The sequence below is a fragment of the Blastococcus sp. SYSU D00922 genome (genome assembly GCF_054050495.1).
Genome location: NZ_JBJGZL010000011.1, coordinates 92,456 through 115,763 on the forward strand (window position 1 = coordinate 92,456; position 23,308 = coordinate 115,763).

Sequence of the window (23,308 nt, forward strand, 5' to 3'; positions counted from 1 at the left end):
GCGGTCCCCCCGAGTGTTTTGCTTCCGGAACGTAGCCGGGTCGAGACTGTCTGGCCAAGGCCCACTGGTCGCGGTGCGGTGCGGTGAGCGATCGAGACGTCGCTCTTACGGATGCAACGTCCGACTGAGCTGTCGGCCTGAGACTCTGAGCTCTAGCGTGGGCCACCGAATCAGAGGAGACACATGGTCGAGCGGCTGACCCGGCTGGACGCGTCCTTCCTCTACCTGGAGGAACCGGACACCCCGATGCATGTCGGCGGCGTGCTCATCCTCGAACGCCCTCCGGGGGGTGTGGAGGCGCTCGCCGAGCTGGTGGAGGCGCGGCTGCCGCTCGTCCCGCGGTACCGGCAGCGGGTCGCCGAGATCCCGGGGCACCTCGCCAACCCGGTGTGGGTGGACGATCCCGACTTCGACATCAACTACCACGTCCGCCGCTCGGGCCTGCCCCGGCCGGGCACCGAGGCCCAGCTGCTGGACCTGGTGTCGCGGTTGACCTCGCGCCCGCTCGACCGCCGCCGTCCGCTGTGGGAGGCGTACCTGGTGGACGGCTTGTCGGACAACCGGGTCGCCGTCGTCACGAAGACCCACCCGGCGCTCGTCGACGGGCTCAGCGCGCTCGACATCGGCCAGGTGCTCCTGGACGTCGACCCGGACGCGCCGGCGCCGCACTCCGAGGAGTGGCGCCCGCAGCGTCCTCCCAACGGCGCGGAACTGGTCTGGCAGGCGCTGGACGAGTACGCGCGGCGACCCTCGGCGGTGGTCGACACCGTGCGCGGGGCGGTCACCGATGTCCGCTCGACGGCGGCACGGCTCACCGGGGTCGCCGGCGGGCTGCTGCGGACCGCGCGCAAGGCGGTCATGCCCGCGCCGAACAGCCCGCTCAACGCCTCGGTGGGCCGCCAGCGACGGGTCGCGGTGGCGCGGGCCGAGCTCGACGACCTCAAGAAGATCCGCAAGGCTCACGGCGGCACCGTCAACGACGTGCTGCTGACCGTCGTGACCGGCGCGCTGCGCGAATGGTTGCTCTCCCGGGGCGAGCCGGTCGTGGCCGGCACCTCGGTACGCGCGCTGGTCCCTGTGTCGATGCAGGACGAGGACGCGAGCCCTGGGAACCGGGTCTCGTCGTACCTCGTGGACCTGCCGGTGGGCGAGCCGAACCCTCGGGTGCGGCTGACGCGGCTCAGCTACGCCATGCGGGGGATCGCGCTGCACGGGCAGTCCGTCGGCGCCGACAGCCTGATCGCGCTGACCGGCTTCGCGCCACCGACGCTGCACGCCCTCGGCGCCCGAGCCGCACGGGGCCTGTCCCGCCGACTGTTCAACCTGGTGGTCACGAACGTCCCGGGTCCGCAGCTGCCGCTCTACGCCGCGGGCAGCCGCATGCTGGAGGTCTTCCCGGTGGTCCCGCTCGCCCGCGGGCAGGGCCTGTCCATCGGGATGACCAGCTACGACGGCCGGGTCTACTTCGGCTTCAACGCCGACCGCGACGGTGTCGGGGACGTCGACGTCCTGGCCGATCTGGTGGAGCAGGAGGTCGGCGAGCTGGTGGAGACCGCGGGCTGATCCGGCCGCCGGGATACCGTCGCCCTTTCGACGGAGGGAGCGACCCGGGTGCGCGTGTACCTGCCTGCCACCACCACGGTCCTGAGGACCCTGGTCGACGAGGGCACCCTGCCCGGACCGCACACGGCCTTCGCGGTGACGCCGCAGCTGCGCGAGTTCTACGAGCTCAGCGACGCCGAGGCCGACCTCGAGGAGCTCGAGTACGCCGCGCTGCTCGGTGCCGCGAGGGCCAGCCTGCGGCTGATCGACGTGGACCCCACCGCCGCTCGCCGGCGGGTCGTCGTCGCGGCCGACGTGCCCGACGACTCGGTCCGGCCGATCGACGATCCGGACACCGACCGGGGCGCGGTCCGCGTCGAGGCGGACATCCGCGTCCGCGACGTCGCCAGCGCCCACATCGACGGCTCCGAGGCCGAGGACGACGTCCGGGCGGCCGTGAACGTGGTCCTCGAGGCCGACCTCGGCAGCGAGGACGCGCAGTTCGTCGTCGACCAGGCCGAGGGTCACGAGCTGGCCTGGTACGCCAGCCAGGAGATGGGCTCGGCACTCGAGCTGCTCTGATCCGCGGCAGCGGCCTCCTGGCGCCGGATGGGGAGTCGCTCGTCGGTGCCACGACTTGCAAGAACGACGTTCCGTCCGCGCCGGCAATGCGGTTCGCCAGGCAGACCCTGGACTGTTCGAGGGCGACCAGCCGGTGAACGAACCCTGCCTGCTTCCAGAACCCAGTGGGTAGGCGGGATGGCTGGCGCGCGTGGACACTCAATGGACTGAGCTTTGCTCCATGCATGACGCGGGGCCCCGGGCACATGCCCGGGGCCCCGCTATCAGTGCACCCAGTTATGACCGGATCTGCAGGCCCGTCGGGCTGTTCGGGCGGAGCAGAGCGTCCAGCACGGCGTAGCCGACCTCCTTAGGGCCACCGATGGCGAAGGTGCGGGACCTGACCTCACCCGTGATCTGGTCGACCTTGCTGCTGACCTTGCCGGCGATACCGGCCCATGGGAAGACGATCTCGCCGTTTGGCAGCTGCCGAGAGCGGTCCCATTCGACCGATCGAAGCAGAGTCAGGACGTCTTCGACGGTCCATGCCTCGACGTCCTCGCGCCGCGGCGGTGAGGCGATGGTGCGGTGCGCCAGTCCTCCGAGCGCCGCCATCACGGCGGGCGAGCCAGCGACGGTCTCGTCCTTACGTTCCAGAACCGGTCGCAGCTCGGTCAGGAGCGGCTTCCAGACTGCGAGCACTTCCTGCTCAAGACGCTGAAGGTCGACTCCCTCGAGGCGGTCGCCCACAGGCTTGGCGCCGAGGGCGACACCGGCCATGCCCAACACGGTAGTCACGATGGCCGTGCGGACGTTGCTGATGGTGAGCAGCTCGGTGCTGTCCTTCTTCAGCTGCCGCTTGGTGAAGCTCACCGGGATGCCGGTCTCCGTCACCAGCTTGGTCGCGATGCGTGTCACCGGGTCCCTGGTGTCCATGCCCACCGCGACGGCAACGTTCGGCTTCACCTCGAGGGTGTTCAAGTCGTAGAACGACTGGCGAGCCCAGGGCACGCTGCGGCCGTGGTGGATGGTGACCTTGATCGGCTGGTGCCAGACCGCATCGTTGAGCGCCTGATGCACCTTGCCCCAGGCGATCCGCTGGGTCTCGCCGTCGATCGCGGTCATCGTCTCGCCGTGCGGAATGAGCAGTGCAATGCGGTTGGGCTCGTAGTCCGGCAGGAGGACCTGCTCGAGCAGCGTCTCGTGGTACAGGGTGATCGGTGGAACCACCCAAGAGCTGTTGCCCTTGAGGCCCTCCGTCAGGTAACGGGCGAAACGGTTGGCGTTGTCCGCCTTGGCGCCGGTCACCGCGCGCTGTACCTCCGCGCGCAGCGCCTGGTACTTCGCCATGGTCGGACTGCTCGACCGCCCTCGTTCCGCCTCGATCGGGTCGGGTACCAAGGTGACGAGCTGCGCGAGGGGCACGACGCCGAAGGCCTCGTTTTCGTCGACCACCATGGCCGGGATTGCGATGCCGTCCGACGCGCGATAAGGACGGACGTTGCTGAACGTCGGGATCGTCACAAGAGTGACTCCTTCTGTGCAAGTGAGCACCCGAGAAGTACCCTCATGCTTGTCACGGCGACGAGAGCAGTGCTCGAGTCCTCGGCGAAGCCCCGGCCAGTCGGTCGGGGCTTCGCTTTTTCTACACCTGAGCCACCCCAGGGCACAACCCGAGAAGCACAAGTCGGGCGCTTCGCCTTCTCGAGATAGCCAGTGGCGCAGCCTGGGAGTGTGGGCCAACATGGTCGCCCAGATCGAGGCGATGCTCCGACCGGCCGTGGCGTTGCCGCGGGCGGTCGGCGGCGCCGCCGGCCGCCGTCCCGGCGGTCCCGGAGGCGGCGCCGGGTGGCGTCCGTAAGATCAACGCCCGTCCAGGCGGGTCACCGGTGCTTCGCGATGGGCAGCCGGCCCGGCGCGTGCATGGGCCTGCCGCTCCGGCGCCGCGTGCGCCGCCGTCGTCGTGAGGTCGGGAGCGAGCACATGCAGTTCGGTCGGTACTACGAGGAGTTCGAGGTCGGGGCCGTCTACAAGCACTGGCCCGGGAAGACCGTCACCGAGTACGACGACCACCTGTTCTGCCTGCTCACCATGAACCACCACCCGCTGCACATGGACGTCAACTACGCGGAGACGACCACCGACTTCGGCAAGAACGTCGTGGTCGGCAACTACATCTACTCACTGCTGCTCGGCATGAGCGTCCCCGACGTGTCGGGCAAGGCCATCGCCAACCTGGAGATCGAGTCGCTGCGGCACGTCGCCCCGACGTTCCACGGCGACACGATCTACGGCGAGACGACGGTCCTGGACAAGACGCCGTCCAAGTCGAAGGACGACCGCGGCGTCGTGTACGTCGAGACCATCGGCTACAAGCAGGACGGCACGGTGGTCTGTATCTTCCGTCGCAAGGTGATGGTGCCCAAGCAGTCCTACGGCGAGGCCCGTGGCGGGGAGCAGCCCGGTCGTCCGGAGCCCACCCCGCGCTGAGCGGCGGATGCCGTGAGCTCGCGAGGGCGTCAGTCCGGCAGCACGCCCCACCCGCGGAGGGTCTCGACCAGCCGCGGGGTGCACGGCAGCCCGTCCAGCGTGGCGGCGTCGGCGAGCACGACGTCGCTCGCGTCATCGCCCGCGACCGGAAGCTGCTCCGCGGGCTGGAGGGTGCAGCGGAAGTCCGCGACGTCGAACACGACGGCGCCGGCGGGGATGGCGACGCGCCCGACGAGCTCCCCGACCTCCACGGCCAGGCCGGTCTCCTCGAGCACCTCGCGGCGGACCGCCTGCTCGAGGGTCTCGCCGTCCTCGACCCGGCCCCCGGGCAGCGACCACAGACCCGCGTGGGGGTCGTGGCCACGCCGGATGAGCAGCAGCCGGCCGGCGTCGTCCACGACGACCGCGCCGACGCACGCCACGACGGGCAGCTGCTCCGTTCCCACGCCCCGCACGCTACGCAGCGGGCCGCCGACAGCACGGCTTGACGAGCGGCGACGGTCCCGCGACCGTGATGTCCGATGAGCGTCTCGCCGGTCTGCCCCCGATGCGGCGAGGAACTGGTGGTCCGCCCGGCGTCGACGGCGAGGGCGTGGTGCCACACGCACGGCGCCGTCACGCCGCTGCACCACACCGTCCTGGTCGCGCACGACGCCATCTCCGCCGTCACCGCCGACGCCCGGGTGCCGGCGTGGGTGCCCGACCCCATGCCCGCCGGCTGGTCGGTGACCGGGCTGGCGTGGGGCGGGGAGCCGGGCGCCCGGGCGATCGTCGTGGACACCGCGGGCCCGGCGCCGCTGGGCGGGTCGGCCGAACTGGTCCTCGTCGCGGAGGAGCCGGGCACCGGCGTGGGCTGCGGGTACGCGGGCCTGCCGGGGCTGGACCCGGGTGACGTCATCGAGGGGCCGTCGTCGGTCGACGTGAAGGCGGCCGGCCAGCACGCCCCGCTGTGGGCGGTGCCCACCACCGACGACCGGGCCGCGTTCGTGGGCGAGGCCTACGGCGTGTGGCTGTGGCTGGTCATGTGGCCGATGAACGCCGCCTGGCTGCTGGCCGAGCAGCTCGAGCTGATCGACCTGCGCGACCGCATCTACCCCGACCTCCCGCTCGGCCCGCCGAGCGAGCACCTGCTGCCGGGTCGGTGACCGGACCCGACCGGTCCGCATCATGATCGGCGCGTCGCCGGTGCGACCGGTGGGGCATCTGTTACCCATGGGACGAAGCAGTCCGCCGCAGTTCGGTGGACCCTGTACCCCGCAGGCCCGAAGCCCCCGAGCCTGCCCGCCCGAGCGCACCCGTGGAGGTGGCGGTGAACCTCAAGAAGGTCGTCACCTGGTTGGTCGTCGCATTCGTCGTCTTCTACGTCATCCAGGCCCCCGAGCAGTCCGCCGCGCTGGTGCGCAACGCCGGTCAGGCGCTGGGCGACGCGGCGTCGTCCCTGGCCCAGTTCGTCGGGTCCCTCGTCTGATCCGCTGACGGCGTGAGCGGACCCACGCCCCTGGATCTCCCTCCGCGGGCGAGCAAGGACGTCGAGAAGTACCTCCTGCCCGACGAGACGGCGGTGGTCGCCACCCGCCGGCACTGGGCGGTGCTCATCGAGCCGACGGTCAAGTTCCTCCCCGTCTTCGTCGCCGGGGCCTGGCTGCTGCTCTTCGACCCGGAGAACCGGGTGACCAGCTCCGCCGGGCTCCTCGTGATCGTCGCGGCGCTCGTCTACTACGGGCTGCGCGTGGGCGAGTGGTGGATGCGGCACTTCATCGTCAGCACCCGCCGCGTCCTGCTGACCTCGGGCGTCATCGTGCGCACGGTCACCCTGCTGCCGCTGCGGCGCATCACCGACCTGACCTGGAAGGAGACCCTGCTGGGGCAGGTGCTCGGCTACGGGACCTTCCGGTTCGAGTCCGCCGGCCAGCAGCAGGCGCTCTCGGAGATCACCTTCCTGCCCGGCGCCGACGTCCTCTACCGCCGGGTCAGCGCGCTGCTGTTCAGCAGCGACTGGGGCGGCGGCGGAGGCGGCGGGGGCGCCGCCTCCATGGGCGACGACGAGGGCAACCCCGAACCGCCCCCGCCACCCCGCCCACCGAACGAGGGCGGCCGCCAGGACACCGAGCCCATCCCGCGCGTCACGTGAGCGTGCGGCAGGCTGGGCCGTGATGCGGATCGACCTGCACACCCACTCCTCGGTGTCCGACGGCACCGACACCCCGGCGGAGCTGCTCGCCACCGCCCGCGCCGCCGGTCTCGACGTGGTCGCCCTGACCGACCACGACACGACCGCCGGCTGGTCGCTCGCCGAGGCGGCGCGCCCGGCCGGGCTCACCGTCGTCCCCGGCATGGAGCTGTCCTGCCGGTGGTTCCCCGACGACCAGCCGCCGATCAGCGTCCACCTGCTCGCCTACCTGTTCGAGCCCACGCACCCCGGGTTCGCCGCCGAGCGGGCGCGGCTGCGGGACGAGCGGCTCGAGCGTGGGGAGCGCATCGTCGCGGCGCTCGCGGCGGCCGGCTACGGCATCTCGTGGGACCGGATCGTCGAGAAGTCCGAGGGCGGTGTCGTCGGCCGGCCGCACATCGCCCGCGCGCTGGTGGAGGCCGGGGCCGCGGACTCCGTCGACCACGCCTTCGCGACCCTGCTGCACCACCGCAGCCCGTACTACGTGGCCAAGGCCGACACCGACGTGCGGGAGGGGATCGCCCTCGTGCGGGCCGCCGGCGGGGTCCCGGTCTTCGCGCACGGGCTCGCCACCAAGCGGGGTCGCGTCGTCGGCGACGACGCGATCGCCGCGATGGCGGAGGCGGGGCTGCTCGGCCTGGAGGTCGACCACCCCGACCACTCCGAGGAGGAACGGGCGCACCTCCGGGGGCTGGCCGACGACCTCGGCCTGATCACCACCGGGTCCAGCGACTACCACGGCACCAACAAGGTCACCCCGATCGGCGCCTGCACCACCGACCCCGACCAGCTCGAGGCGCTGTTGGCCGCGGGGACGGGCAGCGCGCCGTTCCGCGACTGACCGGGAAGCGTCGTACCCCGCGGCTACCGTGGCGGCCATGCGCAACCCGACCGACGGCGGGCAGGCGGTCCTGCCCGGCATGCCCAAGCGGCTGCTGCGCGCCTCGCCCCGGTCGCTGGCCGACTTCTCCGACTGCCCGCGCCGCTACCGCTACGCCAACATCGACCGGCCGTCCCCGCCGCGCGGTCCGCGCTTCGCCCACCACACGGTCGGGACGGCGCTGCACCAGGTGCTGTCGTCGTGGTGGGACCTCCCGGTCGAGCGCCGCACGCCGGGGGCCGCGAGGCAGCTGCTGTACGCGGCCTGGTCGCCGGCCGGGTTCCGGGACGACGAGCAGTCCGACCGCTGGCGAGCCCGGGCGGCGGGCTGGCTGACCGACTACGTCGCCGAGCTCGACCCCACCGACGAGCCTCGAGCTCGTGAGCGCACGGTCAGCACGATGACCGAGCGGATGACCCTGTCGGGCCGGGTCGACCGGATCGACGAACGCGGCGAGGAACTCGTCGTCGTCGACTACAAGACCGGGCGGGTGCCCAGCACCGACGACGAGGCACGCGGGTCGCAGGCGCTGGCCCTCTACGTGCTGGCCGTCCGCCGCACGCTGCGCCGTCCGTGCAGCCGCGTCGAGCTGCACCACGTCCCCAGCGGCACCGTCGCGGCGTTCGAGCACACCGACAGGTCGCTGGCCAACCACGTCCGGCGGGCCGAGGACATCGCGGTCGACATCACCGCGGCCACCGAGCGCATGACCGCGGGGGAGGACCCGGACGCGGCGTTCCCGGCGGTCCCCGGCCAGCAGTGCGGCTGGTGCGACTTCCGGTCCAGCTGCCCGACGGGCCAGGCCGCCGTCCCCGCCCGCGAGACGTGGAGCTTCCTGGCGGAGGAGGACCCGGCGCCCGCGCCCTAGGCGGCGGGCTCGTCCGCCACGCGCTCCCAGCCGCCCCAGACGATCGGCGACCGCTGCGCGCGCTGGGGCAGCCGGAGCAGCGCCTGCCGGAACGCCTTGAGCGCGCCGGTCGCCGCAGCGTCGGTCAGGCCGAGGCCCGGCAGTGAGTACATCTGGCGCGCCCACTGGGGCAGCAGCGCCACGGAGAGCGCCGCCAGCCCACCCCAGGCGCCCTGCGCCGGCGTCAGGTACCGCACCCAGGTCGGCATCGGGGGCACGGTGATCAGGCGGAAAGCGTCCCGAGCGGCGGCGGTCACCGCCAGCTGCGGCCGAACGGCCTCGAAGTAGGCCGCCAGCGCGGCCACCGAGCCGGGCACGTCGTCCCGCGGGACGCCGATCAGCTCCGCCGCCGTCACCTGCTCGGCGACGTACCGGTCGGCCTCCTCGTCGGTCAGCGGCACCCCGGCCCGGCGCGCGCAGCTCAGCAGCGAGTCCACCTCGCAGCAGTGCACCCACAGCAGCAGGTCGGCGTCGTCGACCCGGTAGGTGCGCCCCGTCGTCTCCTCGGTGGCCCCGAGGCGGCGGTGGATGCCGCGCACGCGCGCCACCGCCCGCACCGCCTCCGTGCGGGTGCCGAAGGTGAGGGTGTCGACGTAGGTGGCCGTCCGGATGAGCCGCGGCCACGGCTCGTCGCGGAAGCCGCCGGAGAACCGCGCGACGCCGTCCATCGCGACCGGGTGCAGGGCCTGCAGCAGCAGGGCCCGCAGGCCGCCGACGGAGAAGGACGGGTCGGAGTGGACCCGCCAGCTGACGCTGTCCGGGCCGAAGAAGCCGAGCCGGTCCTCCTCGTCCGTCCAGCCGGACGGCAGCGGGGTCACGACGCCGCGGAGGCGCCGGCCCAGAAGTCGAGCAGCACCTCCGTGGTGCGCGGCGGGTTCTCGACGGCGGGGGAGTGGATCGAGTTGAGGATGACCTCGTGCCGGGCGCCGAGGCGCTGCGCCATGTCCTCCTGCACGTGCGGCAGCCAGGCGTCGTCCGCCTCGCCGTGCGCCACGAGCACCGGCAGCCCGACGGCGGCGAGCTCGGCGACCCGGTCGGGCTCGTTCAGCATCGCGTCGGCCATCCCGCGCAGCCCGGCCTCGGCGTTGGCCAGGAACCGGCGCGAGTAGAACTCACGAGTCTGCGCGGGCACCAGCTGCGCCTTGGGGTCGGTCATCGCGACCTGCTCGAGCGTCTCGTGCACCAGCTTCACGCCGCCGGCGTCCAGCAGGGGGCCGAGGTGGTCGAGCAGCTCCGCGCGCCCGCCACCCAGCTTCGACGGACCCGAGCCGAGCAGCGTGAACGAGCGGAACAGCTCCGGTGCGGCGAGCACCGCGGCCCGGGTGACGAGGCCGCCGAAGCTGTGGCCGAGCAGGTGCAGGGGCTCGCCGGACTCCTCGCGCAGGATCCGCGCGACGGCGACGACGTCGAGGCCGAGCTCCTCGACCGAGTAGGCGGCCGGGTCGTCGGGCCCGGGCGACTCGAACTGCCCGCGCTGGTCCATCGCGACGACCCGGTAGCCGGCCTCGGCGAGCGGCCGGAGCAGGGGCGCGAAGTCCTCCTTGCTGCCGGTGTAGCCGGCGACCATCAGCGCCGTGCCGCGCACCGACGCACCGCCGGTGTCGAGGGCGGCGAGCGGGCCCGCGCGTCCCGGGAAGGTGCGGTGCTCGGCGTCGTGCTCGGCGAGCTGCCGCAGGTCGTCGGGGGCGATGGCGAGGGACACCGTGTCGCGGGTGCCGCCGGGCATGACCATGGTCCCCAGTGAACCTCGTCCCGGTGCGCCGTGCACCGGTGGGCTCAGCGGTAGCCGAGCACCCGGTCGTCGAGCCGCAGCAGGACCACGGTTCCGATCGCCGAGGCGGTGCCCGCCGGGGGGAGATCGGCGACGGCGGAGCGCGCCGACTCGGTGCCCGTGAACGGATCCCGGAAGGAGAAGCCGTCGGCATCGGGGAGCACCAGCGCCGGCGGACGGGCGGGGTCCTTGGGCGGCGGGCTCCCCACCGGTAGGCCGATCGCCGGGGCCTCCCACAGGAAGGCCCCCGAGGCGGTGTCCAGCGCCGTGACCGTGCCGCCGATGCGGACCAGGGACACGGTCCCGACGCTCACCTGCTCCACGTCGGTGACGTCGGCCGGCACGGGCAGCCGACCCAGCTCCGCCCCGTCCGGACCGGCGAGGGTCTGCACCTCGTCCCCGACGAGCACGGTGACTGCGCCGTCGGCGCCGAGCAGGCGCACGTCGGCGCCCTCGGCGACGGGCAGGTCGCGGCTCCAGTTCGGCGACCCGGCGAAGCCGTCGAGCAGCCTCACCTGCACCTGCCCACTGTCGGAGCAGCGCTGCAGGACGACGACGCCGGTGCTCCCCGCGTCGGCCCCGAGCAGCCGGCAGCTCCCCGGCGCGGCGTACCGCCAGCGGATGTTGTTGCCGCGGGGGTCCAGCGTCAGCACGCCGGTCCGGTTGCTGGCCAGCACGATGGACGCGGTCGAGTCCAGGACGGCGTCGCCGGCGAGGCTCAGGCTCCGGGTCCAGGCGCGCACCCCGGTCCCGGCACGCAGGGCCACGGCCTCGTCGCACCGGTCCTCGGTGGCGAACACCGCGACCACGACCCCGTCGGTGGCCGTCACGCCGCACATCCGGGCGTTCGAGCGCGTGTAGTGCCACGCCTCGTCACCGGTGACCGGGTCGAGCGCGCGGACCCCGTGCTCGGAGCCCACGACGACCCGGCCCTCGGCCAGCACCACCTCGGGCAGGGGGCCGCCCTGGGCGGACCACGCCTGCGAGACGGCACCGGCCGGCGTCCCGGTGGGGACGTCGGCCGGTGGGGCGGTGGTGCTCTCCGTGGCGGCCGCGTCGGAGCCCCGCCAGAGCAGGGTCGCGACGAGCAGCAGCGCCAGGGTGGCCGCGGCCCACACCCAGACCGGCAGCGGCGGGAGGCGGAGTGCGGACACGGCGACCGGGAGGATCAGGCGGCGGACTCGGAGCCGCCACCACCGCGGTTGGCGCCACCGCGGCGGCGACGACGCCGGGGCCGGGTGGTCGTGCCCTCGGAGGGAGCGGACTCCGACGCCGGACCGGACGCGGAGTCGGCCTGACCGGCGGACGACCCGCCGCCGCCGCGCGTGCGGCGACGCGGACGGCTCTTGCCGCCACCCTGCTCGCCGTCCCCGGAGCGGCCGCCCGAGGGGCCGCGCGAGTCGCCACGGCCACCGGAGTCACGGCCGCCGGAGGCGGGCCGGTTGCGCTTGCCGGTCTCGCCGAGGTCCTCGATCGTCTCCGCCTCGAGCCCCTCGCGGGTGCGCTGCGAGCGGGGGAGACGGCCCGTCGCCGTCTCCGGCACGTCGAGGTCGGTGTAGACCCACTTCGAGGTGGAGTAGGTCTCCGGCGGGTCGGCGAAGTCGAGGTCCAGCGCCTTGTTGATCAGCTGCCACCGGGGGATGTCGTCCCAGTCGACCAGCGTGACGGCGACACCCGTGGAGCCGGCGCGGCCGGTGCGGCCGATCCGGTGCACGTAGGTCTTCTCGTCCTCGGGGCACTGGTAGTTCACGACGTGGGTCACGCCGGTGACGTCGATGCCGCGGGCGGCGACGTCGGTGGCGACGAGGACGTCGACCTTGCCGCTGCGGAAGGCGCGCAGGGCCTGCTCACGGGCGCCCTGGCCGAGGTCGCCGTGCACGGCCGCGGCGGCGAACCCGCGCTCGACCAGCTCGTCGGCGACCTTCTGCGCCGTCCGCTTCGTGCGGCAGAAGATCATCGCCAGGCCGCGACCGCGGGCCTGCAGCACGCGGGACAGCAGCTCGGGCTTGTCCAGGTTGTGCGCCCGGTAGATGAACTGCGTCGTCTGCGGGACGGTCGAGCCCTCGTCGTTGCCGTGCGCCCGGATGTGGGTCGGCTGGGTCATGAACGACCGGGACAGAGTGACGATCGGGCCGGGCATGGTGGCCGAGAACAGCATGGTCTGCCGCTTGTCCGGGACCATGGCCAGGATCCGCTCGATGTCGGGCAGGAACCCCAGGTCGAGCATCTCGTCGGCCTCGTCGAGGACGAGCACCTTGACCTTGCCGAGGATCAGGTGGCCCTGCTGGGCCAGGTCGAGCAGCCGGCCGGGGGTGCCGACGACGACCTCGACGCCGGACTGCAGCGCGGAGACCTGCGGCTCGAAGGCGCGGCCACCGTAGATGGCCTGCACTCGGATGCCCCGCTTGGCGCCGGCGGTGCCGAGGTCGCGGGCGACCTGGACGCACAGCTCGCGGGTCGGGACGACGACGAGTGCCTGCGGGACGCCGTCGGCGCCCTCGCTCGGGGGCGTCACGCGGGTCAGCAGCGGGACGCCGAAGCCCAGGGTCTTGCCGGTGCCGGTGCGCGCCTGGCCGATGAGGTCGTTGCCGGCCAGCGCAAGGGGGAGCGTGAGCTCCTGGATGGCGAAGGTGCGGGTGATCCCGGCGTCGGCCAGCGCGGCGACGATGTCGGGGTGCACGTCGAAGTCGCTGAACAGCGGGCTGTCGCTGGCGACGGGCGCGCCGCCGAGCTCCTCGACCTGCTGCTCGAGCTCCTCGGGAGCCGGCGCACCGGTCTCGGCGTGCTCGAGGGCGACGGCCTCGGGGGTGGCCTCGGTGGATTCGGGGGTGGGGGTGTTCTCGGTGGAGGTCAGTGCTCTCGCCTCTGGTCTGCTGGGGGAGAGGTCCGCGGCGCTCGTCGCAGCGGTCCCGTCCCGGTGGTGGTCGCGGGATCGGTTCCAGCGCCAACGCAGCCAGCAGAACCGGGCGTGTTCGAGATCGGCCCGGGAGACGGCCCCGGAGGGCGTCGTCCAGCGGTCGTCAGCGCACAGATACACAGCGCACCCGGGGGTGCACCGATTCCCATGGTAGCGCGGGCACCCGTTAGCCTCGGCCCGCCGCGCTGTCGGGGTGAGCTGCGCCACCCGCTGCGACCGGCGTCCCGAACCCGTGGACCCCAGGAGATGCGTGTGACGACCCCGGTCGACAGCAGTGCCGTCGTGGACCTGCTGGGTGCGCTCGCCTACGCCGAGCTCACCGCCTTCGACCGGCTGGCGGAGGACGCCCGGCTCGCGCCCACCCTCACCGGCCGGGCGGCGCTGGCGAAGATGGCGGCCGCCGAGATCGGCCACCACTGCCGGCTCGTCGAGCGCCTGGAGCAGCTGGGTGCCGACCCGTCGCAGGCCATGGCGCCGTTCGTCCGCGCGCTGGACGCCTTCCACGAGAGCACCCGGCCCAGCACCTGGCTCGAGGGCCTGGTCAAGGCCTACGTCGGTGACGGGCTGGCCACCGACTTCTACCGCGAGATCGCCGCGTTCCTGCCCGACCCCGACCGCGCGCTCGTCCTCGAGGTGCTCGCCGACACCGGCCACGCCGACTTCGCCGTCCGCGAGGTGCGCGCGGCCATCCAGGCCGACCGCAAGCTGCCCGGCCGGCTGTCGCTGTGGGGACGGCGGCTCGTGGGGGAGGCGATGAGCCAGTCGCAGGCGGTCATCGCCGAGCACGACGGGCTGGCCGAGCTCATCATCGCCGGCACCGGGGACCTGTCCGGCGTCGCGAAGCTCATCGACCGGATCACCAGTGCCCACACCAAGCGGATGAAGGCCCTGGGCCTCAACCCCTGAACGGAGTCCCGTGCCGCATCTGCTCGTCGTCGGGGCCGGCCCCGGCATCTCCGCCGCGACCGCCCGCCGCCTCGGCGCGGAGGGCTACGCCGTCGGCCTGATCGGCCGCCGGCAGGGCGCGCTCTCCGGGCTGGGCGCGGAGCTCCGGCAGTCGGTCGCGCGCGTGGAGTGGGCCGGCGCCGACGCCGGCGACCCGCGCTCGCTCACCGTCGCGGTCGAGGCCCTCGTGCAGCAGTTCGGGCCGGTCGACGTCCTGCTCTACAACGTGTCGGTGGGCCGTGAGGTCGCCGTCCCGGACCTCTCCCCGGAGGAGCTGCTCGCCGACCTGGCGTCCGGTGCCGTCGGCCTGCAGACGGCGGTCCGCGCGGTGCTGCCCGGGATGCGGGAACGCGGCTCCGGAACCGTGCTGGTCACCGGCGGCGGCTCCGCGGACCGGCCGATCCCGTCCATGGCCAGCCTCGGCGTGCAGAAGGCGGCGCTGCGGGCGCTGGCGGAGGTGCAGGCGCGGGCGCTGGCGCCCGAGGGCATCCACGTGGCGACGGTGACCGTCCGCGGGCTGGTGGGGAAGGACCGGCAGATCTCGCCCGACCGCGTCGCCGGGCTCTACGCCGAGCTGGTCGCCGAGACCGCCGGCCCGCGCGAGCAGTGGCGGACCGTCGTCGAGCTGAGATGACATCGCGATCCTTCGGACCGCACCGCGGCCACGAAGCGTCCCCGACCTGCCCTGAGCGCGCCAGTGCCCTCCGGCGGGAGGCCTCCGGCCCCCGCGCCGAAGGGCACGGATGTTGGTGCTACGCGCCGGCGATGAAGCCCACGCGGCGCTGGTCCGCCTGGGCGATCTCGACGTAGGCGATCCGGTCGACCGGGACGACGACGCGACGACCCCGCTCGTCGACCAGGGTCAGCAGGCCGTCCTTGTTCGAGCCGGACATGGCCGCGGCGACGTCCTTCTCGATCTCATCGGGGGTCTTGGGGCTGTCGATGACCAGCTCCCGGGGGGAGTGCTGGACGCCGATCTTGACTTCCACGTGGGCGATGCCTCCTCGGTTCGCGACTGCCCACCACGCTAGCCCAGCCGGGCGCCGGGCGGCCCGCCGTCGGGATGCGCCGTCAGCGAACGCGGGTCAGTGCGGGTCGCCCTCGACGCGGGGGAATCCGGAGATGCCGCGCCAGGCCAGCGCCGACACGAGCGCCACCGCCTCGTCGCGGGAGACGGTGCCCTTGCGCGGCAGCCACCAGCGGGCGCTCGTCTCCGACAGGCCGGTCAGCCCGGAGGCGAGCAGCAGCGCCCGCTCGGGGTCGAGGCCGGTGTCGGCCGCGATCACCTCGGCGATGGCCTCCACGCAGGCGCCGGTGCCCCGGTCGACGATCGCCCGGACGTCGGCGTCGTTGCGCAGGTCGGACTCGAAGACGAGGCGGAAGGCCTCGCCCTCGGCGTCGATGAAGTCGAAGTACGCGCCGACGGCGCCGTCCACGCGGGCCCGGTTGTCCTCGGTGCCGCCCATCGCCTCGGCGACGCGGTCGGCCAGCTCGGAGACGTGCTCCTCGAGGAGGGCCAGGTAGAGCTCACGCTTGCCCGGGAAGTGCTGGTACAGCACCGGCTTGCTGACGCCGGCCCGGTCGGCGATGTCGTCCATCGCGGCGGCGTGGAAGCCCTGGGCGACGAACACGTCCTGCGCGGCGCGCAGCAGCTGCAGGCGCCGGGCACCCCGGGGGAGGCGGGACGTGCGCCGGTTGTTGTTCACGGCGGCGGGACGAGGCGGCTGCATGACGAACGGGATGTTACCGGCGGGTTCCCGAACCGCATGCCGGACGGGCGGGGATTACCGTCGAATGGATGTCCGAGGCCCGTCGCCCGACGTCGTGACGGCCGATGTCCCGGTCGCCCGCCCGTCGGCCACCCCGCTGCCCACGCTCACCTCGCTCGTCCCGCCGTGGCCCGGGGAGCAGCTTCCCGTTCGCGGCGGTGAGGTGTTCGTGCGCCGCACCCCCTGGACGGGTCCGGTCGACGGCGCGGAGGGTCCCCGGGGGAGGGCGGTCTACGTCCACGGCCTGGGGGGCGCGTCGACCAACTGGACCGACCTGGCGGCGCTGCTCGCGGTCCGGTTCGACGGGTGGGCCGTGGACCTGCCCGGTTTCGGCCGGTCCCAGCCCCCGCCGCGCGGCCGGTACTCGATCCGCGGGCACGTGCGGGCCGTCGTCGACGTCCTCGAGCACGTCGTGGCCCAGCCCGGCGAGGCGCAGGGGCGGCCGGTGCACCTGCTGGGGAACTCGCTCGGCGGGCTGGTCAGCCTGCTGGTCGCCTCTCGCCGTCCCGACCTGGTGGCCACGCTGACCCTCGTCTCACCGGCCATGCCGGTCTACCGCGTTCCACCCGCGTTCAGCCGTGCCCTGCTGCTCCTCCTCGTGCCCGGGGTGCCCTCCCTCGCTGCCCGGCGGATGGGTGCCATCACGCCGGAGGAGAGCGTGCGGGCGATGATCCGGATGTGCTTCGGGGAGCCGCGCGCGGTGCCGCCGGAGCGGATCGAGCAGGCGGTCCAGGAGATGCGCGAGCGGGCGGCGCAGCCGTGGGCCGACCACGCGCTGACCCGCAGCATGCGCGGGCTGATCACCTCGTACCTGCGGGTCGGTGCGGCCAACGCCTGGCGTGCGGCGCGCACGCTGCGGGTGCCGACGCTGGTGCTCTGGGGCGCACGCGACAAGCTGGTCGACCCCGCGATGGCCCCGCGGCTCGCCGCGGCCATCCCCGACGCCCGGCTCGAGGTGCTGGAGCGGGTCGGGCACGTCGCCATGCTGGAAGCTCCGGAGGCCACTGCCCGAGCGGTGCTGGGCCTGGTGGAGACGACGTCGATGAGGCAGGAACCGCTGGCTGCTGTCGACACGCCACGCAGCGTGAGACGCTGAGGAACTGACACCGGAGGACGACGAGGAGCACGAGTGCGGCCAGTGGGAGGACGTCCGGGGGACGGCCGTCCCTCGGCTGGTCGCCCCGGTGCCGCGCGCCCAGGCCGACCGGTGCCGCCGCCCCCGCCGCCATCGCGGGCGATCCCGCCCCGCGCCCCCGTGCGGACCGCCGATCGACCGGGCCGGCCGCTGGTCGCCCGGGTGGACCTCGACCGGCCGAGGCGGCCCCGGCAACCGGTGCGGCCGCCGTCCGGCCGCCTGCGCCGCTTCGTGCAGCGCTACGGCTGGCGCGCGTACGCCATCCCGCTGCTGACCGTCGCCACGATCGTCACGCTCGTCGACCTGGCCCTCAGCTCCCCTCTCGCGCCCTCCGGTGGCACCGGCGCCGCTGCGCCGTCGAGCACGGCGGCGTCGGAGCTCGCCCCCGCGACGGCCAGCCCGCCGGCCGGCGCGACCACGCCCGTGGCGCCCGCGGAAGGGGACGTCGCTCCCACGGAGGCGCCCGCGACAGTCGGTGTCGAGAGCTACGTGGAGCAGGGTGCCGGGTCGCTCACCGTCGTCGACGGCACGTCCGCCGTCTACGGCACCGGCCCGCTGCAGCGGTTCATCGTCGAGGTCGAGGACGGCATCGGGGTCGCCGGCCTGCCGTTCGCGCAGGCGGTCGAGGCCACCCTCGGCGACCCGCGGTCGTGGGGGAGCGGCGGGCGCATGTCGTTCCAGCGGGTCGGTCGCGCCGAGGCCGCGGCCGGCCAGTTCGACTTCAAGGTGAGCCTGGTCAGCCCCGGCAGCATGGAGACCTACTGCCCGGGGGTCGGCACCGGCGGCTACACCTCCTGCCGCTACGGCAACCGCGCCGTGATCAACCTGGCGCGCTGGGCCACCGCCGTCCCCGACTACGAGGGCGACGTCGCCACCTACCGGCTCTACGTGGTCAACCACGAGGTCGGGCACGCCCTCGGCAACGGCCACCAGGACTGCCCCGGCGCCGGCCAGCTCGCGCCGGTCATGCAGCAGCAGACGCTCGGCCTCGAGGGCTGCGCGAAGAACGCCTGGCCCTACCCCTGAGCAGTCCGGAAGTCCTGGCCGACCGGGAAGAGCGGGTCTAGCGTCGTCTCCGGTGCGCCGGGAAGCCTGGTCGGCAGTCGAGTTCCCGGCTGCGAGCGGAGTGCCATGTCCACCACGTCCCCTCCCGCGCTGCGCACCGAGCAGCTCACCAAGCGCTTCGGTCCCACCCTCGCCGTCGACGGCCTCGACCTGACCATCCCTCCCGGCGAGGTCTTCGGCTTCCTCGGCCCCAACGGGGCCGGCAAGTCGACGACGATCCGCATGGTGCTGGGCCTGCTGCGGCCGACGGGCGGCGCGGCCTGGATCTTCGGCGAGGGCGCCGGCGACGTCGAACGGGCCCACCGGCACCTCGCCTACGTGCCCGCCGACGTCGCCCTGTGGCCGTCCATGACCGGGCAGGAGTGCCTCGACCTGCTCGCCGGCGTCGGCCCCGGCACCGACCTCGCCTACCGCGAGGAGCTGGTCGCCCGCTTCGCGCTGGAACCGGGCCGCCGTGCCCGCACGTACTCCACCGGCAACCGCCAGAAGGTGGCCCTGATTGCCGCGTTCGCCACCCGGGCGCCGCTGCTGATCCTCGACGAGCCCACCAGCGGTCTCGATCCCCTGATGGAGCGGGAGTTCCGCCGCTGCATCGCCGAGGCGGCCGACCGGGGGCAGTCGGTCTTCCTCAGCTCGCACCAGCTGGCCGAGGTCGAGGCGGTCTGCACGCGCGTCGGCATCCTGCGGCAGGGGCGGCTCGTGGAGGTGGCCGGCCTCGAGGACCTCCGGCGGCTCCGCCGGTCGGAGGTCGTCGTCGACCTCGGGCGCCCGGCGCCGGAGCTCGGGCGGCTGGCGGACCTGGGTGAGGTGGCGGACCTGCGCTGGACGTCCGACCTGCAGCTGACGCTCGCGCTCGTCGGCCCACCCGCCCGGGTCCTGCGCGCCCTGGCCGACGCCGACGTCCTCCGGATCGACGTCCGCGAGCCCTCGCTCGAGGAGATCTTCCTGGACTACTACGGCGAGGTGCCGGCATGACGGCGACGACCGCCCGGCGGCCACCGCTCCTCCCGGCGCCCCAACCGTTCCGTGCCCCCGGCCGGCTCGTCTCCCGCGTCGCGCTCCGGCAGGTGCGGCGGGGGACGGCGGTCGTGACGGTGCTGGCCGGGGCGCTGCCGGCGTTCGTCGCCGTCCAGTACCGCTCGACCTTCGAGGGGACCATCGGCGCCGCCTCGCTGGGTGCGCTCGCCGACAACCCGGCCATCCGCACCCTCTTCGGGCCTGCCGTCGCGCTCGACGACCCGGGCGGGTTCACCGTCTGGCGCCTCGGGACCGTGCTCGGCGTCCTCGTGGGCGTGTGGGCGGCGCTGACCGGGACGCGGATCACCCGCGCCGAGGAGGAGGCCGGGCGCTGGGACCTGCTGCTGGCCGGGCGGCTCTCGCTCCCGGCAGTCGTGGCGCGGCACCTCGCCGTCCTCCTCGTGGCCGCGGCCCTGCCCGGGCTGGCCGCCGCCGCGGGTCTGCTGCTGGCCGGCGCCGCGTCCACCGGCGCGGTCCTCTTCGGCGCGGCGCTCGCGGGGATCGGCATGACCGGCGCCGCGCTGGGGGTGCTGGCGGCGCAGCTGGCACCCGAGCGGCGGACTGCCTCGAACCTGGCCGTGGCCGTCGTCCTCGGCGCGCTGCTGGTCCGCATGGTGGCCGACGGGGTGGAGGCCCTGGCGTGGGCGCAGTGGCTCAGCCCGTTCGGGCTGCTGGGCCGCGTCGGGCCGTTCGCGGCGGACCGGCCGCTGCCGCTCCTGGTCCTGCTGGCCATGGTGGTGCTCGCAGGGGCCGGTGCCGCCGTGCTGGCCCGCGGCCGCGACGTCGGCCTCGGCAGGCTGCGCGGCCGCGACATCCGCCGCAGGGCGAGCCGGCTGGTGCGCACCCTGCCCGGTCTCGCGGTCCACCGGCTGCGGCGTCCCGTGTCGGTCTGGGGGGCCGGGCTGGTCGCCTACTTCCTGCTGATCGGGCTGCTGACCACGGCGATGATCGACTTCCTCCGGGAGAACGCGGCCTTCGCCGAGCTGGCGGCCCAGGCCGGCTTCGCGCAGCTGGGATCGGTGCAGGGCTACGCGTCGGCGATGTTCGCCCTGCTCGCCATCCCGCTCGGCGCCTTCGCGGCGACGCGGGTCGCGACCACCGCGGCCGACGAGCACGCGGGCCGCCTGAACCTGCTCTACGCCGCGCCGGTGAGCCGGGTCCGGTGGGTGGCCACCGAGACCGCGGCCGTGTGCGGAGCGCTCGTGCTGCTCGCCGTCGTGACCGGGCTCGCCACCTGGACGGGCGCCGCGTGGGTCGAGGCCGGGCTGGGCCCTGGAGAGGCCGTGCGCGGAGCAGCGAGCGTCCTCCCGGTGGCGCTCCTGTGCCTCGGGGCGGCACTGGCGGCGCTGGGCTGGGCACCGTCGGCCGTGCTGGGCATCGGCGTGCTCCCGGCGGCGGGCGGCTACCTGCTGCTCGTGCTGGCCGACTCCTTCCGCTGGCCGGAGTGGGTGCGGGACATCTCCCCGTTCGCCCACCTCTCCGCCGTCCCGGCCGAACCGTGGGACGTGGGCGGTGCCGTGGGCATGACTGTTGTCGCGGCACTGCTCGCGGTGGCGGGGGTCGCGCGGTACGGCCGTCGGGACCTCGGCGGCTGACCTCGGCGCGGGCGGGAATCGGTCCGCGTGCCACGCTGTTATCCGCGTGAACGCCGGCCCCCGCGGGCCGTTGTCGATCGACCCGAGGAGCAATCCGTGTCCCTGCCACCGCTGGTGGAGCCCGCCGCCGACCTGTCCATCGAGGAGGTCCGCCGCTACAGCCGCCACCTGATCATCCCGGACGTCGGGATGGACGGGCAGAAGCGACTGAAGAACGCCAAGGTGCTCGCCGTCGGCGCCGGTGGCCTCGGGTCGCCCGTGCTGATGTACCTGGCCGCGGCCGGTGTCGGAACGCTCGGCATCGTCGAGTTCGACACCGTCGACGAGTCCAACCTGCAGCGCCAGATCATCCACGGGCAGTCCGATGTCGGCCGGTCCAAGGCCGAGAGCGCGCGCGACTCCATCAAGGAGATCAACCCGCTGATCGACGTCCGCCTGCACGAGACGCGGCTGGACAGCGACAACGTGCTCGACATCTTCAGCCAGTACGACCTGATCGTCGACGGCACCGACAACTTCGCCACGCGCTACCTGGTCAACGACGCGTGCGTGCTGCTGAACAAGCCCTATGTGTGGGGCTCGATCTACCGGTTCGACGGCCAGGTCTCGGTCTTCTGGAACGAGCACGGCCCGAACTACCGCGACCTCTACCCGGTCCCGCCGCCGCCCGGCATGGTGCCGAGCTGCGCCGAGGGCGGCGTGCTCGGCGTCCTCTGCGCCACGATCGGTGCCATCCAGGCGACCGAGGCGGTCAAGCTGATCACCGGCATCGGCGAGACGCTGCTCGGCCGGCTCATGGTCTACGACGCCCTGGAGATGACCTTCCGCACGATCAAGGTGCGCAAGGACCCCGAGGCCGAGCCGATCACCGGGCTCATCGACTACGAGGCCTTCTGCGGCGTCGTCTCGGTCGAGGCCCAGGAGGCCGCCGCCGGCTCGACGATCACCGTCGACGAGCTCAAGGACATGATGGACGCGGGCAAGGACTTCGAGCTGATCGACGTCCGCGAGCCGAACGAGTACGAGATCGTCTCCATCCCGGGGGCCAAGCTGATCCCCAAGGACGAGATCCTCTCGGGCCGCGCGCTGGCCGAGCTGCCGAACGACAAGCCGATCGTGCTGCACTGCAAGACCGGCGTCCGTTCCGCCGAGGTGCTGGCCGCGGTGAAGAACGCCGGCTTCAAGGACGCGGTGCACGTCCAGGGCGGCGTGACGGCGTGGGCGACCCGCATCGACAAGGCGCTGCCCACCTACTGACGCAGTCGGCCGACGGCCCGGTCCGTTCCCTCCGGGGAGCGGGCCGGGCCGTCGTCGTCTTGACTGGTCGCCATGGCCGACTTCAACCCGGTGGAGCTCCTCGAGCTGTTCCAGCGCGCCCAGAACCAGTTCACCGACCGGGTCGACGCCGTCGAACCGGGTCAGTGGGAGGACGAGTCGCTGCCCGGCTGGACGGTCGCCGACCTGGTGGCCCACCTGGTGAGCGAGCACCTGTGGGCGCCGCCGCTGCTGGCCGGTGAGCCGTACGCGGAGGGGCGCTTCCCGGACGAGACGAGCGACCTGCTGGGCGACGACCCGTTCACCGGCTGGGAGACCGCCGCCGACAACTCCCTGTCGGCCTTCGCCGAGGACGACGCGCTGATGCGCACCGTGCACCTGTCGCGCGGCCCGACACCCGCGACGCAGTACATCCTCGAGATGACCGCCGACCTGACGGTGCACGCGTGGGACCTCGCCCGCGCCACCGGCGGTGACACCGAGCTGGACGGCGAACTGGTGACGGCGGCCCTCGTCTTCGCCGAGCAGCTGCCGGAGGACGGCGTCCCGGGCCTGTTCGACCCGCCGCTGGACGTCTCCGCCGCCGCGCGACCGCAGACGCGGCTGCTGGCCCGGTTCGGCCGCAAGGACTACTGACAGAGGACCCCGTGCCCCCCACCGCTCGCGAGCTCGCGGCGGGACCCTGCAAGGGGCCGGGCATTTGCGCCACGATGTGCCGGTGACCGACCCGGCCGACGTCGACGAGGCTGTCTTCGACGTCGTCGACCAGATCCCGCCCGGCCGGGTCAGCACGTACGGCGCGATCGGCGCGCTGATCGGCATCGGCCCCCGGCGGGTGGCCCGTGCGCTGTCGTCCGGCGGGGGAGCGGTGCCCTGGTTCCGGGTCGTGCGGGCCGACGGCTCCGCGGCCGAGCCGGTGCGGGTGCGGCAGCTCGAGCTCCTCGCCGCCGAGGGCGTGCCGATGCGGGACGGTCGCGTGGTGCTCTCCGCCGTCCGCTGGCCGTAGGCGTGTTGCCGGGGTGTGACCTTTTTCCCCGGGCGGAGCAGATCGCCGCCGTCCCCTTCAGCTGGGCCGCCGAACTGCCGACTTCTCCGGCATGAACAGCATCGCGTGCAGTGCGGTGGCCCAGGCCGGGCTCAGCGCGGCGACGGCGTCCCTGGACTCCGAGACCGAGTGGCCGCTGCTCCTCGTCGCCGGCTGGCTGACCACGGCCGCCGACCTCGTGGTCGAGGCCACGCTCCGGGACGCCGCCCTCGCCCTGACCTGAG

At 73.7% G+C, this 23,308-nt stretch carries 26 protein-coding genes; 18 read left to right on the forward strand and 8 right to left on the reverse strand.

From position 1 onward, the window contains the following. Positions 1-183: 183 nt before the first annotated feature. Both ACI78T_RS15850 and ACI78T_RS15855 read left to right on the forward strand, forming a co-directional pair. Entirely contained in the window at positions 184-1,563 is a 1,380-nt protein-coding gene (locus tag ACI78T_RS15850; protein WP_456559077.1) for a WS/DGAT/MGAT family O-acyltransferase, read from the forward strand. 48 nt (positions 1,564-1,611) lie between these two features. Continuing rightward, positions 1,612-2,124, forward strand: a complete 513-nt coding sequence (locus ACI78T_RS15855; protein WP_456559078.1) for a DUF6912 family protein — start codon at positions 1,612-1,614, stop codon at positions 2,122-2,124. Positions 2,125-2,400: 276 nt separating this feature from the next. Here the strand turns inward: ACI78T_RS15855 and ACI78T_RS15860 are convergent, their stop codons facing one another. Beyond that, positions 2,401-3,627 carry a DNA sulfur modification protein DndB gene (locus ACI78T_RS15860; RefSeq protein WP_456559079.1) on the reverse strand — a complete coding sequence of 409 codons (1,227 nt, stop codon included), beginning with the start codon at positions 3,625-3,627 and terminating at the stop codon, positions 2,401-2,403. Between the two features lie 375 nt (positions 3,628-4,002). Between ACI78T_RS15860 and ACI78T_RS15865 the strand changes: the two genes are divergently transcribed. Then, positions 4,003-4,593 carry a MaoC family dehydratase gene (locus ACI78T_RS15865; RefSeq protein WP_456559080.1) on the forward strand — a complete coding sequence of 197 codons (591 nt, stop codon included), beginning with the start codon at positions 4,003-4,005 and terminating at the stop codon, positions 4,591-4,593. Positions 4,594-4,622: 29 nt separating this feature from the next. Here the strand turns inward: ACI78T_RS15865 and ACI78T_RS15870 are convergent, their stop codons facing one another. Next, positions 4,623-5,039 (reverse strand): NUDIX domain-containing protein, encoded by a 417-nt coding sequence (locus ACI78T_RS15870; protein ID WP_456559081.1) that lies wholly within the window; start codon positions 5,037-5,039, stop codon positions 4,623-4,625. Between the two features lie 75 nt (positions 5,040-5,114). On the opposite strand from ACI78T_RS15870, the gene ACI78T_RS15875 reads away from it, so the two are divergent. The 5 genes from ACI78T_RS15875 (at position 5,115) to ACI78T_RS15895 (ending at position 8,511) form a co-directional block, all read left to right on the forward strand. After that, positions 5,115-5,738 (forward strand): DUF6758 family protein, encoded by a 624-nt coding sequence (locus tag ACI78T_RS15875; RefSeq protein ID WP_456559082.1) that lies wholly within the window; start codon positions 5,115-5,117, stop codon positions 5,736-5,738. A 164-nt stretch (positions 5,739-5,902) separates the two neighbouring features. Then, positions 5,903-6,061: a hypothetical protein gene (locus tag ACI78T_RS15880; protein ID WP_164704629.1), complete on the forward strand. Its 159-nt coding sequence runs from the start codon at positions 5,903-5,905 to the stop codon at positions 6,059-6,061. A 12-nt stretch (positions 6,062-6,073) separates the two neighbouring features. Then, positions 6,074-6,724, forward strand: coding sequence for a PH domain-containing protein (locus ACI78T_RS15885; protein WP_456559083.1), 651 nt, complete (start codon positions 6,074-6,076; stop codon positions 6,722-6,724). A gap of 22 nt (positions 6,725-6,746) precedes the next feature. Next, positions 6,747-7,604: a PHP domain-containing protein gene (locus ACI78T_RS15890; RefSeq protein WP_456559084.1), complete on the forward strand. Its 858-nt coding sequence runs from the start codon at positions 6,747-6,749 to the stop codon at positions 7,602-7,604. 37 nt (positions 7,605-7,641) lie between these two features. Continuing rightward, a complete protein-coding gene (locus tag ACI78T_RS15895) occupies positions 7,642-8,511 on the forward strand; it encodes a RecB family exonuclease (protein WP_456559085.1) in 870 nt (289 codons plus the stop codon). Here the strand turns inward: ACI78T_RS15895 and ACI78T_RS15900 are convergent. Genes ACI78T_RS15900 through ACI78T_RS15915 form a run of 4 tightly spaced genes read right to left on the reverse strand, consistent with a single transcriptional unit; the run spans position 8,508 to position 13,358 of the window. Further along, positions 8,508-9,368 (reverse strand): oxygenase MpaB family protein, encoded by an 861-nt coding sequence (locus tag ACI78T_RS15900; RefSeq protein WP_456559086.1) that lies wholly within the window; start codon positions 9,366-9,368, stop codon positions 8,508-8,510. The two genes, ACI78T_RS15895 and ACI78T_RS15900, sit on opposite strands and share 4 nt — an antisense overlap. Then, positions 9,365-10,282, reverse strand: coding sequence for an alpha/beta fold hydrolase (locus ACI78T_RS15905; protein ID WP_456559087.1), 918 nt, complete (start codon positions 10,280-10,282; stop codon positions 9,365-9,367). The genes ACI78T_RS15900 and ACI78T_RS15905 overlap by 4 nt, the downstream gene beginning before the upstream one ends. 44 nt (positions 10,283-10,326) lie before the next feature. Next, complete coding sequence (locus ACI78T_RS15910; RefSeq protein WP_456559088.1) at positions 10,327-11,475, reverse strand: outer membrane protein assembly factor BamB family protein; 1,149 nt, start codon at positions 11,473-11,475, stop codon at positions 10,327-10,329. Positions 11,476-11,489: 14 nt separating this feature from the next. Further along, the gene (locus tag ACI78T_RS15915) at positions 11,490-13,358 is read right to left on the reverse strand and encodes a DEAD/DEAH box helicase (RefSeq protein ID WP_456559089.1); all 1,869 of its coding nucleotides are present in this window, start codon (positions 13,356-13,358) and stop codon (positions 11,490-11,492) included. Between the two features lie 132 nt (positions 13,359-13,490). On the opposite strand from ACI78T_RS15915, the gene ACI78T_RS15920 reads away from it, so the two are divergent. Next, positions 13,491-14,144: a ferritin-like fold-containing protein gene (locus ACI78T_RS15920; protein ID WP_456559090.1), complete on the forward strand. Its 654-nt coding sequence runs from the start codon at positions 13,491-13,493 to the stop codon at positions 14,142-14,144. A gap of 10 nt (positions 14,145-14,154) precedes the next feature. After that, a complete protein-coding gene (locus tag ACI78T_RS15925; protein ID WP_456559091.1) occupies positions 14,155-14,817 on the forward strand; it encodes an SDR family oxidoreductase in 663 nt (220 codons plus the stop codon). Between the two features lie 118 nt (positions 14,818-14,935). On the opposite strand, the gene ACI78T_RS15930 is transcribed toward ACI78T_RS15925, so the two are convergent. Together ACI78T_RS15930 and ACI78T_RS15935 are read right to left on the reverse strand one after the other, a co-directional pair. Beyond that, entirely contained in the window at positions 14,936-15,172 is a 237-nt protein-coding gene (locus ACI78T_RS15930) for a DUF3107 domain-containing protein (RefSeq protein WP_456559092.1), read from the reverse strand. A 96-nt stretch (positions 15,173-15,268) separates the two neighbouring features. Beyond that, positions 15,269-15,913, reverse strand: a complete 645-nt coding sequence (locus ACI78T_RS15935; RefSeq protein ID WP_456559093.1) for a TetR/AcrR family transcriptional regulator — start codon at positions 15,911-15,913, stop codon at positions 15,269-15,271. A gap of 94 nt (positions 15,914-16,007) precedes the next feature. On the opposite strand from ACI78T_RS15935, the gene ACI78T_RS15940 reads away from it, so the two are divergent. From ACI78T_RS15940 to ACI78T_RS15975, 8 genes are all read left to right on the forward strand, one after another. Continuing rightward, the gene (locus ACI78T_RS15940) at positions 16,008-17,048 is read left to right on the forward strand and encodes an alpha/beta fold hydrolase (RefSeq protein WP_456559094.1); all 1,041 of its coding nucleotides are present in this window, start codon (positions 16,008-16,010) and stop codon (positions 17,046-17,048) included. A gap of 159 nt (positions 17,049-17,207) precedes the next feature. Then, entirely contained in the window at positions 17,208-18,113 is a 906-nt protein-coding gene (locus ACI78T_RS15945; protein WP_456559095.1) for a DUF3152 domain-containing protein, read from the forward strand. A 105-nt stretch (positions 18,114-18,218) separates the two neighbouring features. Then, positions 18,219-19,127 carry an ATP-binding cassette domain-containing protein gene (locus ACI78T_RS15950; RefSeq protein WP_456559096.1) on the forward strand — a complete coding sequence of 303 codons (909 nt, stop codon included), beginning with the start codon at positions 18,219-18,221 and terminating at the stop codon, positions 19,125-19,127. Then, entirely contained in the window at positions 19,124-20,764 is a 1,641-nt protein-coding gene (locus tag ACI78T_RS15955) for a hypothetical protein (protein WP_456559097.1), read from the forward strand. Before ACI78T_RS15950 ends, ACI78T_RS15955 begins: the two co-directional genes overlap by 4 nt. A 96-nt stretch (positions 20,765-20,860) precedes the next feature. Then, positions 20,861-22,021, forward strand: coding sequence for an adenylyltransferase/sulfurtransferase MoeZ (moeZ, locus tag ACI78T_RS15960; protein WP_456559098.1), 1,161 nt, complete (start codon positions 20,861-20,863; stop codon positions 22,019-22,021). 72 nt (positions 22,022-22,093) lie between these two features. Beyond that, positions 22,094-22,675, forward strand: a complete 582-nt coding sequence (locus ACI78T_RS15965) for a TIGR03086 family metal-binding protein (RefSeq protein WP_456559099.1) — start codon at positions 22,094-22,096, stop codon at positions 22,673-22,675. Between the two features lie 82 nt (positions 22,676-22,757). Continuing rightward, positions 22,758-23,045 (forward strand): MGMT family protein, encoded by a 288-nt coding sequence (locus ACI78T_RS15970; protein ID WP_456559100.1) that lies wholly within the window; start codon positions 22,758-22,760, stop codon positions 23,043-23,045. A gap of 91 nt (positions 23,046-23,136) precedes the next feature. Beyond that, a complete protein-coding gene (locus ACI78T_RS15975) occupies positions 23,137-23,307 on the forward strand; it encodes a hypothetical protein (RefSeq protein WP_456559101.1) in 171 nt (56 codons plus the stop codon). Position 23,308 lies beyond the last annotated feature (1 nt).

Excerpts from the sequence above, each read along its gene's own strand:
- ACI78T_RS15905 (WP_456559087.1), bottom strand. The coding sequence starts at position 10,282 with ATGGTCATGCCCGGCGGCACCCGCGACACGGTGTCCCTCGCCATCGCC.
- ACI78T_RS15875 (WP_456559082.1), top strand. The coding sequence starts at position 5,115 with ATGAGCGTCTCGCCGGTCTGCCCCCGATGCGGCGAGGAACTGGTGGTC.
- ACI78T_RS15975 (WP_456559101.1), top strand. The coding sequence starts at position 23,137 with ATGAACAGCATCGCGTGCAGTGCGGTGGCCCAGGCCGGGCTCAGCGCG.
- ACI78T_RS15955 (WP_456559097.1), top strand. The coding sequence starts at position 19,124 with ATGACGGCGACGACCGCCCGGCGGCCACCGCTCCTCCCGGCGCCCCAA.
- ACI78T_RS15935 (WP_456559093.1), bottom strand. The coding sequence starts at position 15,913 with ATGCAGCCGCCTCGTCCCGCCGCCGTGAACAACAACCGGCGCACGTCC.
- ACI78T_RS15850 (WP_456559077.1), top strand. The coding sequence starts at position 184 with ATGGTCGAGCGGCTGACCCGGCTGGACGCGTCCTTCCTCTACCTGGAG.
- ACI78T_RS15950 (WP_456559096.1), top strand. The coding sequence starts at position 18,219 with ATGTCCACCACGTCCCCTCCCGCGCTGCGCACCGAGCAGCTCACCAAG.
- ACI78T_RS15965 (WP_456559099.1), top strand. The coding sequence starts at position 22,094 with ATGGCCGACTTCAACCCGGTGGAGCTCCTCGAGCTGTTCCAGCGCGCC.
- ACI78T_RS15865 (WP_456559080.1), top strand. The coding sequence starts at position 4,003 with ATGGGCAGCCGGCCCGGCGCGTGCATGGGCCTGCCGCTCCGGCGCCGC.
- ACI78T_RS15895 (WP_456559085.1), top strand. The coding sequence starts at position 7,642 with ATGCGCAACCCGACCGACGGCGGGCAGGCGGTCCTGCCCGGCATGCCC.
- ACI78T_RS15890 (WP_456559084.1), top strand. The coding sequence starts at position 6,747 with ATGCGGATCGACCTGCACACCCACTCCTCGGTGTCCGACGGCACCGAC.